Source organism: Roseivirga sp. AWQ4_251 (assembly GCF_056158225.1).
In genome coordinates this window covers 859481-875146 of sequence record NZ_JBSWSW010000001.1, presented here as the reverse complement: position 1 = coordinate 875146, position 15666 = coordinate 859481, and the positions used below count along the sequence as shown (strand labels likewise).

Here is a 15666-nt window from a genome sequence, read left to right as displayed (position 1 = left end):
TTCTAATAAGGCTGTTTCGAAAGGGCATAAATGCAGTTCTGAACCCATAATTTGGGATATGTTCAGCATGACATGTGATACTCTTTTGAGACAGCCTCTTTTGCACTTCCTGCATTTGAAGCAAAACACTACCTTTATACATTGAGCATTCAGCACGCATATGAAAATTGAAGAGCAACTGGAAAAAGGAAGTTTTCAAAGCCAAAAACATAGGCTTAGGGTGAACTTGCTCTATACCTCTTATTGGCTTGCCGATCATATTGCTGATTTTCTCAAGCCATTCGGCATTACGCAACAACAATTTAATGCTCTACGCATTTTGCGCGGTCAATTTCCTGAACCTATCAGCACAAAACAGCTTCGCGAAAGAATGATTATGAGCAACTCCGATACTTCTCGTCTTATAGACAGACTTTGCGATAAAGGTTTGGTTTGGAAGAGGCCTTGCCATAACGATGGCCGCTTAATTCAAGCCTTTATTGATGAAAAAGGAAAAGAACTCCTGACAGAAATCGACAATAAAATTTATCAGTTGGACAATGTAATGGCCAACCTCACCGAACAGGAAGCGGAAACCTTGAATTCACTGCTCAACAAAATGCGTTTTCACTCCGGAAACAAGTTGGTTTAATACCTATATTCAATTTCTAATCATTTTTTCAATGAGCGAAAACCCTGAAGTAATCGGATTTCTAGAAAAGCTAGATCATCCTTTAAAAACCGAAATCCTAGAAATCAGAAAGCTGATTTTAGCATCGAACGAAGGCGTTTCAGAGCAAGTAAAATGGAACGCTCCTAGTTTTTGCTTTGCTGGTGACGATAGAATTACCTTCAATTTGGCGGGCAAGAACAAAAATATGTTTAGGCTAATCTTCCACCGAGGTGCTAAACCCAAAAAACTGAATTCCTCTGAAAAGTATATTCATTCAAGCTCTTCACTTCTAGAATGGCCAGCAAACGATAGAGCTATTTTAACTTTTAAAACTGCTGAAGAAATTCAAACACATAAACCTGACCTTCAAAAGATTGTAACGGCCTGGTTAAACGCAGTAGCTCAAGAAGCACAATAAAAAAGAGAGCCGAAGCTCTCTTTCTATTAGTCGTTTAATTTTTTGTCAGTCGAACTCTTACGAACTCGATTTGCGTTTTGCCGTGTGGCGCTGGCTTTCCATCTTCGCCCAAATTCACCATCGTAATCTTATCAATACTGAGAATATCTTCTCGGGTCAGTTTGTTCCTCACTTCGCATCTAAGTGTAATCGAAGTATTTCCAAAAGCGACAGCTTCAATCCCAATTTCTATAATATCTCCTTGCTGTGGCGCATTGATAAAATTGATTTCCGAAATGAATTTGGTTACGATTCTGCGGTTGTCCAACTGCACCACAGTGTAAAGAGCGGCCTCTTCATCGATCCATTCCAAAAGCCTTCCTCCAAACAATGTTCCATTCGGATTTAGATCTTCTGGCTTCACCCATTTTCTAGTATGAAAATTCATATTATGACTTTAAGAATGATTTCATCATCCAATTTTGCTTTTGCAATTCTTGAATGTAGCTGGTAAAAATATCCAAAGTACCTTCATCTTCTGCCTCATTAGCAGCAGCTAGCAAGCTCTCTAAATTAGAAATCAAAGCTTTATTGGCGGTAACAATGGCATTCACCATGTTTTCAGCGTCAATAATCTCATCATATGATTCTACTTCAGCATGCTTCAAAATGTTCTTTAAAGAACCCTTAGGCGTTCCTTCCAAGGCCAAAATTCTCTCGGCAATTTCATCGATTTTCTCTGCTGCCTCTCTATATAATTCTTCGAATTTATCGTGCAGAATAAAGAAGAAAGGGCCTTTCACATTCCAGTGAAATAATCTCAAATTTTGATAATGTACCTGATAGTTAATCAATAATTGATTTAGTGATTCAACTACTTTTTCTGTTTTCTGTGCCATGATTGTTTTTGTTTGTAAGGAGAACCAAAACTCACCTATCAGGGTTCATTAAACAAATTTATACTTTCTATATTTGTATAGAACTTAACTATATCATGACCCTTCAGCAATTAGAGTATATTGTAGCTTTAGATACCCACAGGCATTTTGTAACGGCAGCCACCCACTGTTTTGTAACTCAACCCACTCTTACCCTGCAAGTTAAGAAGCTAGAAGATGAAATGGGAACACTCATTTTTGATCGGTCGCGACACCCCATTGAACCTACTCCAACGGGCGTAAAAATCATTGCCAAAGCCCGACAAATTTTGCGTGAAGCACAGCAGTTGAAGGAACTTGTGAACAGTGAAAAAGATACCATCACAGGGAATTTCCGTGTGGCTGTAATCCCAACAATTGCACCTTACTTAATGCCTCGTTTTCTGAAGAGTTTTTCGGAGAAGTATCCAAATACACATCTTCAAATTCGAGAAATGGAATCGGAAGATATTATTCACGCTCTTAAACATGATTTTGTAGACATTGGGATTTTAGCAACGCCTTTGGAAGAGAATTCTATCCGCGAAATCCCTTTGTATAACGAACCTTTTTTGGTTTATACTTCTGAAAATCATTTACTCTACAGCAAAAAGGACCTTACGCCAGATAAGCTTCCGATGAATGGCTTATGGCTATTGAATCAAGGTCACTGCTTTAGAAATCAGGTTCTTAATATTTGTGAGAAGAAAAAGGAGAACGAATCTCTTGGCTTTTCTTACGAAAGTGGTTCTATAGAAACATTGAAAAACATGGTTCGCTCTAACATGGGATACACTTTAGTGCCCGAGCTTTCTGTTATTGATGAACTGAAAAACCCTAAAATCAAACGCTTTCAAAAACCTGAACCCAGCAGAGAAATCAGTTTAGTGGTTCATAAGAGTTTTACGAAGGAAACTTTGATAGAAAAGCTCAGAGAAGCCATTTTAGCTACCATTCCTAGCAATTTTCAAAAAGGAAAACACTTTGTAAAAGTGAAATGGCGTTAGGCTTATTCTACCCAGAAATTCAGCTTCGCTAACGGTCTCATGCTAATATCCTTTTCCTTAATCCCTACAACTCGGGAGCTACCGGAAGCTGTGAGTTTATGCACTTCTAAAATGTGCTTTCCTCTGCCAATGGAATCAACATCAATTACGGTTATATAACCCTTTTCGCTATTGGAAGGGTGATTCTTGAAAGCATATTCCAATTCGGAATAAAGAACTCCATCAATATAAACATTGAACATCGCGGTTTGGCATTTCAAAGAAGCCACTACCCTACCTTCATAATCTTGGTCCACAATTAAATCTTCAATATTTAGCGTGGTATCCATTTGCGATTCAATACCCGCTTGCATTCCTCTGAAAATCCCTTCATTAGGACTGATTTTATAGGAATCTGGGCAAATCCATTCTAATAAGGCATTGTCTTTTGGGTTGTAGCGAAGAAACAATTCTAGGAATCCATTTTTCACGTACTTAGAAGGAATACTCAAGCTGTTGATGTATTGATCTGAATTTCTGAGGTCATCATAAAATTCGTCTACCATAAATGATTCCGTCAATTTGGTTCGCTCAGGGTAAAACACATTTACATCTAAGGCATTAGCCCTTAAGGTAACAAACAGCACTACCAACAATACTGAAGAGACAGCAACAATCTGCTTTTTCGGGTAGTTTGTGATGAGGTGATAATAAATAGATCGATAAAGAACCGACAGAGAAATAACTGAGAAGAACCTATAAACGGGATAATATAAAATCGTAAACCACTTCGATCTTTTAAATGCGCTGAATAAAAGCGTATCCAAAAAGAAGATAAAGGCCAGCACAAAATAAGCCAACACCAGAACGATCACCAATAAGTTCAGGGTACCCATAAAGGCATCCATTTCTACATTCATTCCGATGACAACCACTACACTGAACAAGCTCATGCCTATAGCCAACACAATCACCACACTAATAATAGAGAACACAAGCAGGAAGGTGTAAGCGAAAATCACACTGGAAATCTTATCCAGATAAACAATAAGTTCGTCCAGGCTGCGAACTTTCTTGGGAATAAAGGTTCTAAAACTGCCTCTGAACTTAAGTTTATCGTAATCAATTTTGCTAGAAACGGAACTCAACCCAACAATCCCAATCCAGAAGCCTCTTAATAAAAGGTGAATCAAGAGGTTGATCAAGAAAAACTTCATTCCGATAGGAATGGTATCCAGAATGAAATTTATTGAAACACCAAGTAATGGATTGATACCATTTGCACCTGGATTCAGTTGGTTTTCCTGAATCTGTCGGTTGATATCGTTGTATTCATCAATACCTGTAGCCAATAAGAAAATGGAAAAACCCGTGATGAGTAACTCAAGCTGCCAGCTTTCCAATTGTAAATTGGCTACCCATCGCCTGAGTTTATTTTCATCTTTTGAATTCGGACGGTCTTGATTAATCATTTTATAGCGGGTTGATCTTCGAAAATAGCCATTTTTCAATTCTTTCTAATTTCTACCGCTACAAAGAAAAAATTAGGGCATAAAAAAAGGAGATCGTCATAAGACAATCTCCTTATCAATATTTTTAAAGCTACGGAAATCCGAAAGCCTAAATAAATTAGTTCTCTTCAGCTGGAGTTTCTGCTTTAGCCTCTTTTTTCGCTTTAGGCTTTTCTTCTTTAGCAGGAGTTTCAAAAGAAGCTTTCAATTCTTCTTTATCAACATTAGCAATTACCGGAACGGCACTCAATTGCTTGATTTTATTTACTCTATCAGCAGATCTTTGCTTATTTCTTCTCGCTTTTCTCTTTAATCTGGTTACTCCCATGACAGTACTTGTTCGAAATGAGGTGCAAAGATATGCTTTTACATAGAATTAATAAACCCTTCTTCAATTATTTTTCAGAATAATGAAAATTAAATTCGGTCTACACTTCTCAAACGGAAGTATTGAACTGAAAATAAATCTGCCTTGGTGAAATCTGAACGAATAACAATCAGATTAATGCAGTGTTTAGTAGTTTTGCTTCTCAAAGAATTAACATGGCCCAAAAACCTTCATTACCTAAAGGTGTTCGCGATTTCGGTCCCGAACAAATGACTCGCAGAAACTATCTTTTGGACACCATTAAAGGTGTTTTCAAAAAATACGGCTTTATGCCATTAGAAACTCCTGCGATGGAAAACCTCAGTACCTTAACCGGAAAGTACGGTGATGAAGGCGACCAACTGCTTTTCAGAATTTTGAATTCAGGGGATTTTCTTTCTAAAACTTCAGAAGAAGATTATCAGGCCGGAGCCAAAGAACTGACCAAGAAAATAGCAGAAAAAGGATTGAAGTACGATCTCACCGTACCTTTTGCTCGGTACGTGGTCATGAATCAACATGAAATCACTTTACCCTTCAAGCGTTACCAAATTCAGCCCGTTTGGAGAGCCGACAGACCACAAAAAGGCAGATACCGTGAATTTTATCAGTGCGATGCTGATGTGATTGGCACTGATAGCCTTGTTTGCGAAGCTGAATTGATGGCCATGGTCAATGAGGTTTTTGCCAAACTTCAGTTTAATGATTATAAAGTTTCGATCAGTAGCCGCAAAGTTCTGGAAGGTTTGGCCGATGTAATTGGTGCTGCCGATAAATTCAGCGCTTTCTGTGTAATTCTAGACAAACTTGATAAAATCGGTTTGGAGAAGATGCTTGCCGAAATGCTAGAATTAGGCATTTCTCAAGAAGGCTTGGATAAGCTAACTGCAATTTTAGCTATTGACGAAGACAACAAAGCTAAAATCGAAACCCTTAAGAACGTTTTTGCAAATTCGGAGATAGGCTTAAAAGGTCTAGCGGAAGTAGAAAAAACTCTGGGTTACATGGAAAGCATGAAAGCCCCAACCGACAAAACCATTTTCGATTTAACCTTAGCAAGAGGCCTCTCCTATTACACTGGCATTATTTACGAGGTAAAACCTACTTCTGTAAAAATGGGAACCATTACCGCGGGCGGTCGCTACGACAACCTAACTGGAGTTTTCGGTCTAAATGGCCTTTCTGGTGTTGGAATTTCATTTGGTGTCGATAGAATTTACGATGTGCTTGATGAGCTGAACCTTTTCCCTGCCAACCAATTGGAAGGCACAAAAGTGATGATTACCAACTTTGACGATGATTGCTTGAATCATGCTTTGAAACTTGCTACTGCACTCCGAAACAGCGGCATCAATTGTGAGGTTTACCCCGAAGCAGCTAAAATGAAGAAGCAGCTGGGCTATGCCAATAAAAAGAACATTCCGTTTGTGGTTATGGTGGGCACCGAAGAAGTTAGCACTGAAATTTACACCTTAAAAGACATGGCCGAAGGCGATCAACACAAGAAAACATTGTTAGAGTTGATCGATTTTCTTGAAAATGGACTTTGAAAAGAAGAACAATCTGTACTTTGCCAAATAAGTTTAGAGACAAAGTACCGTTAATCAAGGAGCAGATTTTCCATGATTGAATTGAGCGTTCGGTTAAAAACAATACTAAAACCTATGAATTCGGCCACTATTTTTTATTTGGCCGCTTTTCTTTGTTTTTGCTTTCAGAATATAGCCTTTGCTCAAACGGCCAGTACACCTAATGGAAATTTTGAAGTAGAAAGCGTTACAGGTTGTGCTCCCTTTACAGTCAGTCCCCAAAACATCTTAACCGGCAGCGGTTCTATACAATATAATTTCGACAACACACTAGATCCATCAACCTGCAGCTCTAATTACCAAGCTGACCCTTTTAGCTGCACAACGGGGTCCTACACAAGCGACAATTCTTTCACCTACTCTTCTCCTGGCACTTATTACTTGGTTCAACTCAATGGAAATGCAGCAGATGGCGATAAAGTGAGTTATGTAAAAATCACAGTGGTTGACCCCATCCAACCGGTTTTTGAGTTGGAATCCTGCGCTAATAATAAAGTATTCGTTACCATAGATTTCGATCAAGATGAATATGATGCATATCAAGTTGATTTTGGAGATGGAAACACGAGCACGTTAACCAAAAGCGGAAGCAATACAATTGAATACGATTACGCCAGTTCTGGGAATTACGATATTTCAGTGCTAGGAACGGTGGCTGGCAGTTCAATTAACTGCTCTGAAACCTCAAAAAACTTCACCACACTTGATGCCGGAGAACAGCCTGAAGTTATTTCTGTTGAAGTAATAGATTTCAACTCTGTTCAAATTGATTATGCAGAACTCGATTCGCGCCTCAATCATCAATTGACTATTCGATCTCAAGACGGAAGCACTCATTTAGACCTAGGCATTGATGCCGATACCAACCCTAATCAAATCACAATCTCCGATGCCGCACTTGACTTCAACAACACCGTTTACGGAATTTACATAAAAACACGCGATCGCTGTGATGAAATTGACATACCGGCTTCACCCACAGTTTATACTTTAGCTGTTGATTACACGGCCCAATATATAGGAGCCGTAATAGAACTTGAATTCAACTTTAAAACGGATTCGGACAATTTAACTCAGGTGAATTTTGTTGAGAACGGAACTTTGCAAGAATCCTTCGATACTGAAACAGGAACAACTATAAGAGCTTTGGCAAGTTGTGAAGACGCCCAAGTTTATGCCTTCTCAGCAAAATTCGGAAATGCCATTTCAAAAAGCGCCCCCATAGCTGTAGACCTTGACGGAACTTTAACGCCAGTTGCCATTCAAAACATAAGTGGAGAATTAAACAATGCCGTTTTCGAACTCCAATTTGATGAAGCTCCAATTGACGCATCTTTCTATTCTATTTATAAAAAAGATGCTAACGGAAGTTTTCAATTGGCCGGCACAAGCAGCAGCAATAATTTCAATGACACCAATTTAAAAACCGGTGTTCTGAAAATATGCTACGCGATAACCTATACAGACGCCTGCGGAAATGAATCGAAAATGAGCGACCCCCAGTGTTTTGAAATTTCCAGCAGCACAGTTTTAGTCCCAAATGCATTTACGCCTAATGGAGATGGAGAAAATGATTACTTCAAAATTGTAGATGGCGTTTTCTTCGATTTCGAAATGAGAATCTTCAACAGATGGGGAGTTTTGTTGTTTGTTTCTACCTCCTCAAGTTTAGGTTGGGACGGCAATTACAATGGAAAACCCGCCAATATAGGCAACTACGTTTACCGACTTAGATATAAAGATGGCGCAAATACCATAATAGAACAGTCGGGAACTTTTGTTTTAATTCGATAGCTTTACAGCAAAATTATGCACTTATGTTTGATATGATGAAGATGATGGGCAAGGTGAAGGAGATGCAAGCCAAAATGAAAGAAGCCCAAGACAAACTAGAGTATATACAAGAAGTTGGCGAAGCTGGCGCTGGAATGGTTAAGGCAACCGTAAATGGCAAAAAGCAGGTGATTTCTATTGATATAGATGAAAGCTTAATGACCATTGCCGATAAGGAAACTGTACAAGATTTAACTGTTGCTGCCATTAATAATGCGCTTGAAAAAGCTGAAATAAGCGCTAAAGAAGAAATCAGAAAAAGTACTGAAGGCATAATGCCAAACATTCCAGGTATGGACTTGGGTAACATGTTCTAATGTCGAAACTCACAGTTGCCTTACTTAATTTTAACGGCAAGGCACATCTTGCAGATTTTTTACCATCAGTTGTCAAATTCAGCCAAGAGCATGATGTTGTAGTAATCGACAATGGTTCTACAGATGATTCAGTTGAATTTGTAAGAAATAACTTCCCTTCGGTTGCTCTCATAGAATTTAAAGAGAACTACGGATTTTGCGGTGGCTACAACAAAGCCATGAAGCAGATTACTTCGGAATTCGTGGTTTTGCTCAATACCGATGTGGAAGTTACAGACAACTGGATTTCACCCATTCTTTCCCTGTTAGAATCAGACGAATCGATAGCAGCGGTTCAACCTAAAATCCTTGATCAGAAAAGGAAAACTCATTTTGAATACGCTGGCGCTTGTGGTGGTTATTTAGATGTAATGGGTTACCCGTTCTGTAGAGGACGTGTTTTTCATACCATCGAAAAAGACACCAACCAATACCAAGACACGGTAGACGTTTTTTGGGCCTCAGGCGCTTCTCTTTTTGTAAGGCGGTCGGCTTATATTGATGCGGGTGGTTTAGATGAAGATTTTTTCGCCCATATGGAAGAGATTGACCTTTGCTGGCGATTTTGGAACTTAGGTTACAAAGTCAAGGTATGTCCGCAAAGCACAGTTTTCCATGTTGGTGGCGGAACGTTGGACAAATCAAGTCCAAGAAAGACCTATCTCAACTTCCGCAATGGAATTAGCATTCTTATCAAAAACGAAAGGTCTTCAGCTTTGATCTGGAAATTACCAATCCGATTGCTCTTAGACTGGGTAGCTTTCTTTCAATTCACATTTTTAAGTGGTGTACCTCACGGTATAGCGATTTTACGCGCACATTGGGATTCAACCTTCGCGCTAACCACCCACATCAAAAAAAGAAACAATACACAACGCGAACAGGCAAACAATCCGCGATATAAAGGGTTAATGATCTGGCAATATTTTATTCGCGGCCGAAAAGTGTTTAGTAAAATCCCAAACTAATTATACCAAACAGGGTTCTGTCGCCTTCTTAAATGTTGCCTTATATTAATAATATAGGCAAGCGCCAAATAGATAATTAAGGGAGAGCCAAAAGTGATGAATGAGGCATAGATAAATGATAAGCGAATGGACGAAGTTGAGAGGTTCAATTTCTCTCCCAATTTAGTACAAACCCCAAACGCTTGACTTTCGAAAAACCTTTGAATCCTTTCCATTTTCCTAATATTACCTCAAATTTAAGAAACAATTTATTATTGACGAAAATCGGAATCTATTAAAATTTTGTTAAACTTGCATGCCTAAAATTAAGGCTATACTGTTCTAAAACAATCAAATTCATATGAAAACCCAAACTGCTAAACTGATTTTTCCATGCTTGATAATTGGCATTCTGTCAATGTCTGGTTGTGCTTTGAGCAAAATGATCAAAGCCTCTAAAGACCAGAATTTGACAGTTGAGCCAACACCTTTGGAAGTTCACGCTGATACTGTAAGATTCGAAATGTCAGCGAACCTACCGCTAAAAATGATGAAACCTAAAAAGGTTTACACATTAAACACTTACTACAGATACGGAACTCAAGAAAAACAATTGACTCCTATCGTATTTAAATCTGCTGATTATCCAAACTCTGACACAGAACAGCCAAAAGTTACTCAAGAGTTTGTTTTCCCATATACTGAAGAAATGTCTAGAGGTAACTTGGAAATCCAAGGTGTTGCTTCTAACCCAAAAACAGGGAACTCTGTAGAATCTGAAAGATTAGGCATTGCTGAAGGTCTTATCACTACTTCTACTTTAGTTCAACCTTCTTACTTCGCTGCATACGCTCCTCACGGATACAACGATCAAGAAGAGCTTATCCCAACTAACGTTGAATTCTTCTTCGACCAAGGAAGATCTTTATTCAAAACTTCTGAAAAGAACAGTGACAGAGGTGAGCGTTTAGCTGCTTTCATTGCTGAGAAAAACGTTACCAGAACTGTTACTATCACTGGTACTCACTCTCCTGAAGGTAAAGAAAGAGTAAACTCTGAACTTGCTCAAGAAAGATCTGCTGCTATCGAAAAATGGTACAGAGAGCAAATGGATAAGTACGATTACAAAAACATGGCTGATCAAATCAGATTCATCAACAAACCAATCGTTGACGACTGGTCTGGTTTGAAAACTCTACTTGCTAGCTACAGCGGAATTTCTTCTGCTCAAAAATCAGAATGGACTAGCATCATCAACGGTTCAGGTTCATTCGAGCAAAAAGAAAAAGAGCTTCAAAAATTGAGCACTTACAAGCAAGTATTCAAAGACCTGTATCCTAAATTAAGAACTGCAAAAACTGAAGTTCTTACTGTTAAGCCTAAAAAATCAAGAGAAGAAATCATCACTTTGGCTCAGTCTATTTCTCAAGGTAGAGAGTTTGCTGACAAACTTTCTGTAGAAGAATTGGCTTATGCTGCTTCTTACACGCCTTCTTTGGAAGAGAAAAAAGCAATCTACGAAGCTGCTGCTAAGAAAAGTGACACTTGGGCAATCCATAACAACCTTGGTGTTGTAGCTTTCCAACAAGCTCAAGAAGCTTCTGGAAGAACTAAAACTAACTTGTTGAGAGACGCGATCAACCACTTCGAAATCTCAAACCAAAAACAAGCTAACACTTACGCTCAAGCTAACTTAGGTATGGCTTACGCTGCTCAAGGTAACCTTTGGGGTGCTCACGCTGCATTTGCTAAATCTTTGAGCCTTAACCCAGGCAACGATGTAAGACAAGGTGTTAATGGTGCTAAAGGTTCTGTAGAAATCATGGTAGGTCGTTACGATCTTGCTATCGCTTCTTTGAACAACGCTACTAACCGTTCTGTAGATCAGTACAACAAAGGTTTGGTACAATTGCTAAGAAAAGATTTCAGAAACGCTCAATCAACACTTGAGTTTGTAATCAGCAGCGATAGAGGTTATGTTTGGGCTCATTACGTAGCTGCAGTTGCTGCCGCTCGTCAAGGTAACGAGAACAAAGTAATCGAGCACTTGAGAAACGCAATCAGCGCAGATGCTTCATTGAAGCAAAAAGCGATGAACGATCTTGAATTCAGACAATTCTCTGGAACTCAAGCTTTCACTGATTTAGTGAAATAAGAAATTCAACTTAAACATAAAGCCTCGGATGAAAATTCGGGGCTTTTTTTATTCCCCCACTCAAATCAATCTTTCTTTGTGAATTGAGAGGTGAATGTTTATTTTTACGGCCTTTAAAACATAGATGAATGAGAGAAATACAGTTTCGTGAAGCCCTGAGAGAAGCGATGTCTGAAGAAATGAGAAAAGATGACAAAATCTTTCTCATGGGAGAAGAAGTAGCAGAATACAACGGTGCTTATAAAGTGAGCCAAGGCATGCTTGACGAGTTCGGTCCTGAAAGGGTTATTGATACCCCTATTGCTGAATTGGGTTTTGCAGGTATTGGTGTTGGAGCAGCCATGAACGGCTTAAGACCAATCATTGAATTCATGACCTTCAACTTCTCATTGGTGGCCATTGATCAAGTTATCAACTCAGCTGCCAAAATGATGTCTATGTCTGGCGGTCAGTTTCCAGTGCCTATCGTATTTAGAGGGCCAACGGGTAACGCAGGTATGTTGAGTTCTCAGCATAGCCAGAACTTCGAAAACTGGTATGCCAACACCCCAGGTTTGAAAGTAGTAGTTCCTTCTACACCTTACGATGCCAAAGGATTGTTAAAAGCAGCTATTAGAGATAATGACCCTGTAATCTTCATGGAATCTGAATTGATGTATGGAGATAAAGGTGAAGTTCCTGAAGAGGAATACGTTTTAGAAATTGGCAAAGCCCACGTAGAAAGAGAAGGTAGCGATGTGACTTTGGTTTCATTCGGTAAAATGATGAAAATCGCTCACGAAGCTGCTGACGAACTTGCTAAAAATGGCGTAAGTGCTGAAGTAATCAACTTAAGATCTGTTAGACCTTTGGATTACCCAACCATCATTGAGTCTGTGAAGAAAACCAACCGATTGGTGATTGTGGAAGAAGCATGGCCACTTTCTTCTTTGGCTACTGATATCGCTTTCAATGTTCAGAAAGACGCTTTCGATTATTTAGATGCTCCAGTAAAAAGAGTAAACAGCTTGGATCTTCCATTGCCTTACGCTCCAACGCTTATTGAGGCTATTCTTCCAAATGTGAAGAGAACCCTTGAAGCAGTTGAATCTGTGATGTACAAATAATTCGATTTTAAAATATCTGAGAAAGAGGTTGTCTAAAAGCAACCTCTTTTTTGTTTCAAGTATGTCAGTTTTAATCAATATTGGTGGGGTAAGTAGATCTGGAAAAAGCTCGTTGGCCGCGTGGCTACAAGAGCATTTGCCCAATGCACTGTGCCTGCACCAAGATGATTTCGTTAAACCAACAGACCAAATCCCCAAGATCAAAGACCAAATCAATTGGGAACACCCAGATTCTATGGATTGGGCAAAATGGAACCAAACTGTAGCTTCTGAGCTCTTCAAACAAAACTACCTTATCACCGAAGGTATTTTTGCATTCCATCCTTCTGAGAGCTTAAAAACAGCTGACATTAACATTTACCTGAGCATTGATAAAATTACTTTTTTAGAAAGAAGGGCTAAAGAAGAAAGATGGGGAAAAGAACCAGAGTGGTTTATCAATTATGTGTGGGAAGCGCATTTTAAATATGGGCTACCCCAAAAAAATTATGACACACTCCATCTTCAAAATCCTAGCCTAGACGACTACTCCCTCATTCTGCAAAAAATCATATCGATTTAACCAATTAAGGACTTTTTAAAGTTTAGCTATCACTTTGTGATATTGGTTTTTTTGAACTACATTAACGAATAAATTAGTTACATTTTGAAGACTTTAGTTCGTTTCCTTTCCATTGTATTTTTAGGCATCTGCTCATGGAGCTGTACAAGGCCTGCAAAACCACCTGAACTTGATAATCCCAAAGTGGTGGAAGAAGAAATCCCTAGAATCCCGATTTCTGACGTTTCTGGTACCTTGCCCACTTATAAATTCGCGTTTTCTTCCTTGGTTCTAAACATGCCGCTCGAAGAGTTGGACCAAAGGGTTTTCAAACATTTTGGAGAATTCTATACAGAAGACTTTACAATTTTTAGACTGGACAGAATAGACTATTTAGCCGAATCTCATTATATCGATGAAATCAACCTATACTTTATTGATAGCGCACTAGTAAAAATCCAGGCCTTTTTGAGAGAAGACCGTTCTAATGAACTTATTAATCAATACGGGAAAGCGAAAATATCAATCACTGACTATTACAACCGTAAAATTCTTGAAAACGAAAAGGTACTTACCAAGCAAAATGGAAAGTTGCGTATTAATGAGCACCTGAACCAATACAAACTAAAGTGGAATCGCGATAATGCCGACATAGAATACGAGGTGAACGAAAAAATGCAAAGCGACAGCGTTCAAGCTAATTTGCCTAAGCACAATTCCATTCTTAGCCCAAGTAATTTCAAATACAAGCTGACCTTTCAAGCCAAAGATTTTGATTATCAAATGGCCTGGATCAAATGGGAATCTTATAAAGAATCAAGAGGTTTAACCACTACCATTGAATAAAAAAGGGCCGTTAAAACGGCCCTTTTTTATTCAATTTTTTTTGTTCGATTATCTTCTCATTCCTCCAAGATTGGCTAAGGCTCGTTTTCCTCCTCCCATCTTGTTCATAGTTTTCATCATTTTACGCATATCCGCGAATTGCTTCATAAGGTTGTTTACTTCTTGAATGGAAGTTCCACTACCGCTTGCGATACGCTTTCTTCGGCTACCGTCAATAATATCCGGGTTTGCTCTCTCGGTCTTCGTCATCGACTTAATGATGGCTTCAATTGGCTTGAAAAAGTCGTCATCAATATCCAAACCTTTCAAAGCTTTGCCCATACCCGGAATCATCCCTAGAAGATCTTTTATGTTACCCATCTTCTTGATTTGGTCTAACTGAGAAAGGAAGTCGTCAAAATCGAATTTATTTTGTCGAATTTTCTTATTCAGCTTACGGGTTTCTTCTTCATCGAAGTTCTGTTGAGCTCTTTCAACCAAAGAGACAACGTCACCCATACCCAAAATACGGCTCGCCATCCTTTCCGGGTGGAACACATCAATAGCGTCCATTTTTTCACCCGTAGAAATGAATTTGATTGGCTTATCTACAACCGTTCTGATGGAAAGTGCGGCACCACCTCTTGTATCACCATCTAATTTGGTCAATACAACGCCATCAAAATCCAGTCTTTCGTTGAAAGTTTTAGCCGTATTTACCGCATCCTGCCCTGTCATAGAATCGACAACGAACAAGGTTTCGGTTGGATTGAGAGCCTTTTTCAGACCTTCAATCTCTTGCATCATTTGCTCATCAACAGCCAAACGACCCGCGGTATCCACAATCACGATTTTCTTGCCTACAGCTTTTGCATGTTTGATGGCATTGTTCGCGATTTCTAGTGCGTTTTTATTTTCAGGCTCAGCGTAAACTTCTACTCCAACTTGCTCTCCCAAAACCTTAAGCTGATCGATAGCCGCAGGACGGTAAATATCACAAGCCGTTAAAAGCACTTGGCGACCTTGCTTTTTAAGCATGCTGGCCAGCTTACCAGAGAAAGTAGTTTTACCCGAACCTTGTAAACCGGAGATCAAAATCACGGCAGGATCGCCCTTAATGGAGAAGTCAGCCTTCTGGCCTCCCATCATTTCCGTTAATTCTTCACTCACGATTTTAACCAAAAGCTGGCCTGGCTTCACAGAGATCAACACATCTCTGCCTAAAGCTTCAGTTTTGATTTTATCCGTTACATCCTTGGCAACTTTATAGTTAACGTCAGCCGCAATCAATGCACGTCTGATTTCCTTAACGGTAGACGCTACGTTAATTTCGGTTATCGATCCTTGTCCTTTTAGCGTTTTAAACGCTTGTTCCAGCTTGCCACTTAAATTTTCAAACATATTCTCAATTGTAAACGGAGTGCAAAAATATAAAAATATTCGGGAGGGTGAAGACCGATTTGCGCAAGGTTATACCAAAAAAA

The 15666-nt window shown here is 39.1% G+C and carries 17 protein-coding genes; 11 read left to right on the top strand and 6 right to left on the bottom strand.

Going from position 1 to position 15666, the window contains the following annotated elements; all coding sequences use genetic code 11:
* The first annotated feature begins 160 nt into the window (after positions 1 to 160).
* Positions 161 to 631: a MarR family winged helix-turn-helix transcriptional regulator gene (locus tag ACXACJ_RS04040; protein ID WP_475132990.1), complete on the top strand. Its 471-nt coding sequence runs from the start codon at positions 161 to 163 to the stop codon at positions 629 to 631.
* A gap of 31 nt (positions 632 to 662) precedes the next feature.
* A complete protein-coding gene (locus ACXACJ_RS04035; RefSeq protein WP_475132989.1) occupies positions 663 to 1070 on the top strand; it encodes a DUF1801 domain-containing protein in 408 nt (135 codons plus the stop codon).
* Positions 1071 to 1104: 34 nt separating this feature from the next.
* On the opposite strand, the gene ACXACJ_RS04030 is transcribed toward ACXACJ_RS04035, so the two are convergent.
* Together ACXACJ_RS04030 and ACXACJ_RS04025 are read right to left on the bottom strand one after the other, a co-directional pair.
* Entirely contained in the window at positions 1105 to 1497 is a 393-nt protein-coding gene (locus ACXACJ_RS04030) for an acyl-CoA thioesterase (RefSeq protein WP_475132988.1), read from the bottom strand.
* A gap of 1 nt (position 1498) precedes the next feature.
* Positions 1499 to 1948: a Dps family protein gene (locus tag ACXACJ_RS04025; RefSeq protein WP_475132987.1), complete on the bottom strand. Its 450-nt coding sequence runs from the start codon at positions 1946 to 1948 to the stop codon at positions 1499 to 1501.
* A 95-nt stretch (positions 1949 to 2043) separates the two neighbouring features.
* On the opposite strand from ACXACJ_RS04025, the gene ACXACJ_RS04020 reads away from it, so the two are divergent.
* Positions 2044 to 2973, top strand: coding sequence for a LysR substrate-binding domain-containing protein (locus ACXACJ_RS04020; RefSeq protein ID WP_475132986.1), 930 nt, complete (start codon positions 2044 to 2046; stop codon positions 2971 to 2973).
* 2 nt (positions 2974 to 2975) lie between these two features.
* Here the strand turns inward: ACXACJ_RS04020 and ACXACJ_RS04015 are convergent, their stop codons facing one another.
* Both ACXACJ_RS04015 and ACXACJ_RS04010 read right to left on the bottom strand, forming a co-directional pair.
* Positions 2976 to 4424 carry a hypothetical protein gene (locus ACXACJ_RS04015; protein ID WP_475132985.1) on the bottom strand — a complete coding sequence of 483 codons (1449 nt, stop codon included), beginning with the start codon at positions 4422 to 4424 and terminating at the stop codon, positions 2976 to 2978.
* A 157-nt stretch (positions 4425 to 4581) separates the two neighbouring features.
* Positions 4582 to 4791 carry a hypothetical protein gene (locus ACXACJ_RS04010; RefSeq protein ID WP_475132984.1) on the bottom strand — a complete coding sequence of 70 codons (210 nt, stop codon included), beginning with the start codon at positions 4789 to 4791 and terminating at the stop codon, positions 4582 to 4584.
* A gap of 215 nt (positions 4792 to 5006) precedes the next feature.
* Here ACXACJ_RS04010 and hisS point away from each other — a divergent pair, with 215 nt between their 5' ends.
* The 4 genes from hisS to ACXACJ_RS03990 all read left to right on the top strand — a co-directional run bounded on the left by hisS (position 5007) and on the right by ACXACJ_RS03990 (position 9576).
* Complete coding sequence (hisS, locus tag ACXACJ_RS04005) at positions 5007 to 6380, top strand: histidine--tRNA ligase (RefSeq protein WP_475132983.1); 1374 nt, start codon at positions 5007 to 5009, stop codon at positions 6378 to 6380.
* A gap of 114 nt (positions 6381 to 6494) precedes the next feature.
* Entirely contained in the window at positions 6495 to 8213 is a 1719-nt protein-coding gene (locus tag ACXACJ_RS04000) for a T9SS type B sorting domain-containing protein (protein ID WP_475132982.1), read from the top strand.
* Positions 8214 to 8236: 23 nt separating this feature from the next.
* Positions 8237 to 8569 (top strand): YbaB/EbfC family nucleoid-associated protein, encoded by a 333-nt coding sequence (locus tag ACXACJ_RS03995; protein WP_475132981.1) that lies wholly within the window; start codon positions 8237 to 8239, stop codon positions 8567 to 8569.
* Positions 8569 to 9576, top strand: a complete 1008-nt coding sequence (locus ACXACJ_RS03990; protein ID WP_475132980.1) for a glycosyltransferase family 2 protein — start codon at positions 8569 to 8571, stop codon at positions 9574 to 9576. Before ACXACJ_RS03995 ends, ACXACJ_RS03990 begins: the two co-directional genes overlap by 1 nt.
* Here ACXACJ_RS03990 and ACXACJ_RS03985 read toward each other — a convergent pair.
* Complete coding sequence (locus ACXACJ_RS03985) at positions 9573 to 9791, bottom strand: PspC domain-containing protein (protein WP_475132979.1); 219 nt, start codon at positions 9789 to 9791, stop codon at positions 9573 to 9575. The two genes, ACXACJ_RS03990 and ACXACJ_RS03985, sit on opposite strands and share 4 nt — an antisense overlap.
* A 125-nt stretch (positions 9792 to 9916) precedes the next feature.
* Here ACXACJ_RS03985 and ACXACJ_RS03980 point away from each other — a divergent pair, with 125 nt between their 5' ends.
* From ACXACJ_RS03980 to ACXACJ_RS03965, 4 genes are all read left to right on the top strand, one after another.
* Positions 9917 to 11710 carry a tetratricopeptide repeat protein gene (locus ACXACJ_RS03980; RefSeq protein ID WP_475132978.1) on the top strand — a complete coding sequence of 598 codons (1794 nt, stop codon included), beginning with the start codon at positions 9917 to 9919 and terminating at the stop codon, positions 11708 to 11710.
* 128 nt (positions 11711 to 11838) lie between these two features.
* Entirely contained in the window at positions 11839 to 12816 is a 978-nt protein-coding gene (locus tag ACXACJ_RS03975; protein ID WP_475132977.1) for a pyruvate dehydrogenase complex E1 component subunit beta, read from the top strand.
* A gap of 61 nt (positions 12817 to 12877) precedes the next feature.
* Positions 12878 to 13378, top strand: a complete 501-nt coding sequence (locus ACXACJ_RS03970) for a nucleoside/nucleotide kinase family protein (RefSeq protein ID WP_475132976.1) — start codon at positions 12878 to 12880, stop codon at positions 13376 to 13378.
* Positions 13379 to 13462: 84 nt separating this feature from the next.
* Positions 13463 to 14203 (top strand): hypothetical protein, encoded by a 741-nt coding sequence (locus tag ACXACJ_RS03965; protein ID WP_475132975.1) that lies wholly within the window; start codon positions 13463 to 13465, stop codon positions 14201 to 14203.
* Positions 14204 to 14251: 48 nt separating this feature from the next.
* Here ACXACJ_RS03965 and ffh read toward each other — a convergent pair whose 3' ends face one another.
* Positions 14252 to 15583 (bottom strand): signal recognition particle protein, encoded by a 1332-nt coding sequence (gene ffh, locus ACXACJ_RS03960; protein WP_475132974.1) that lies wholly within the window; start codon positions 15581 to 15583, stop codon positions 14252 to 14254.
* Positions 15584 to 15666 lie beyond the last annotated feature (83 nt).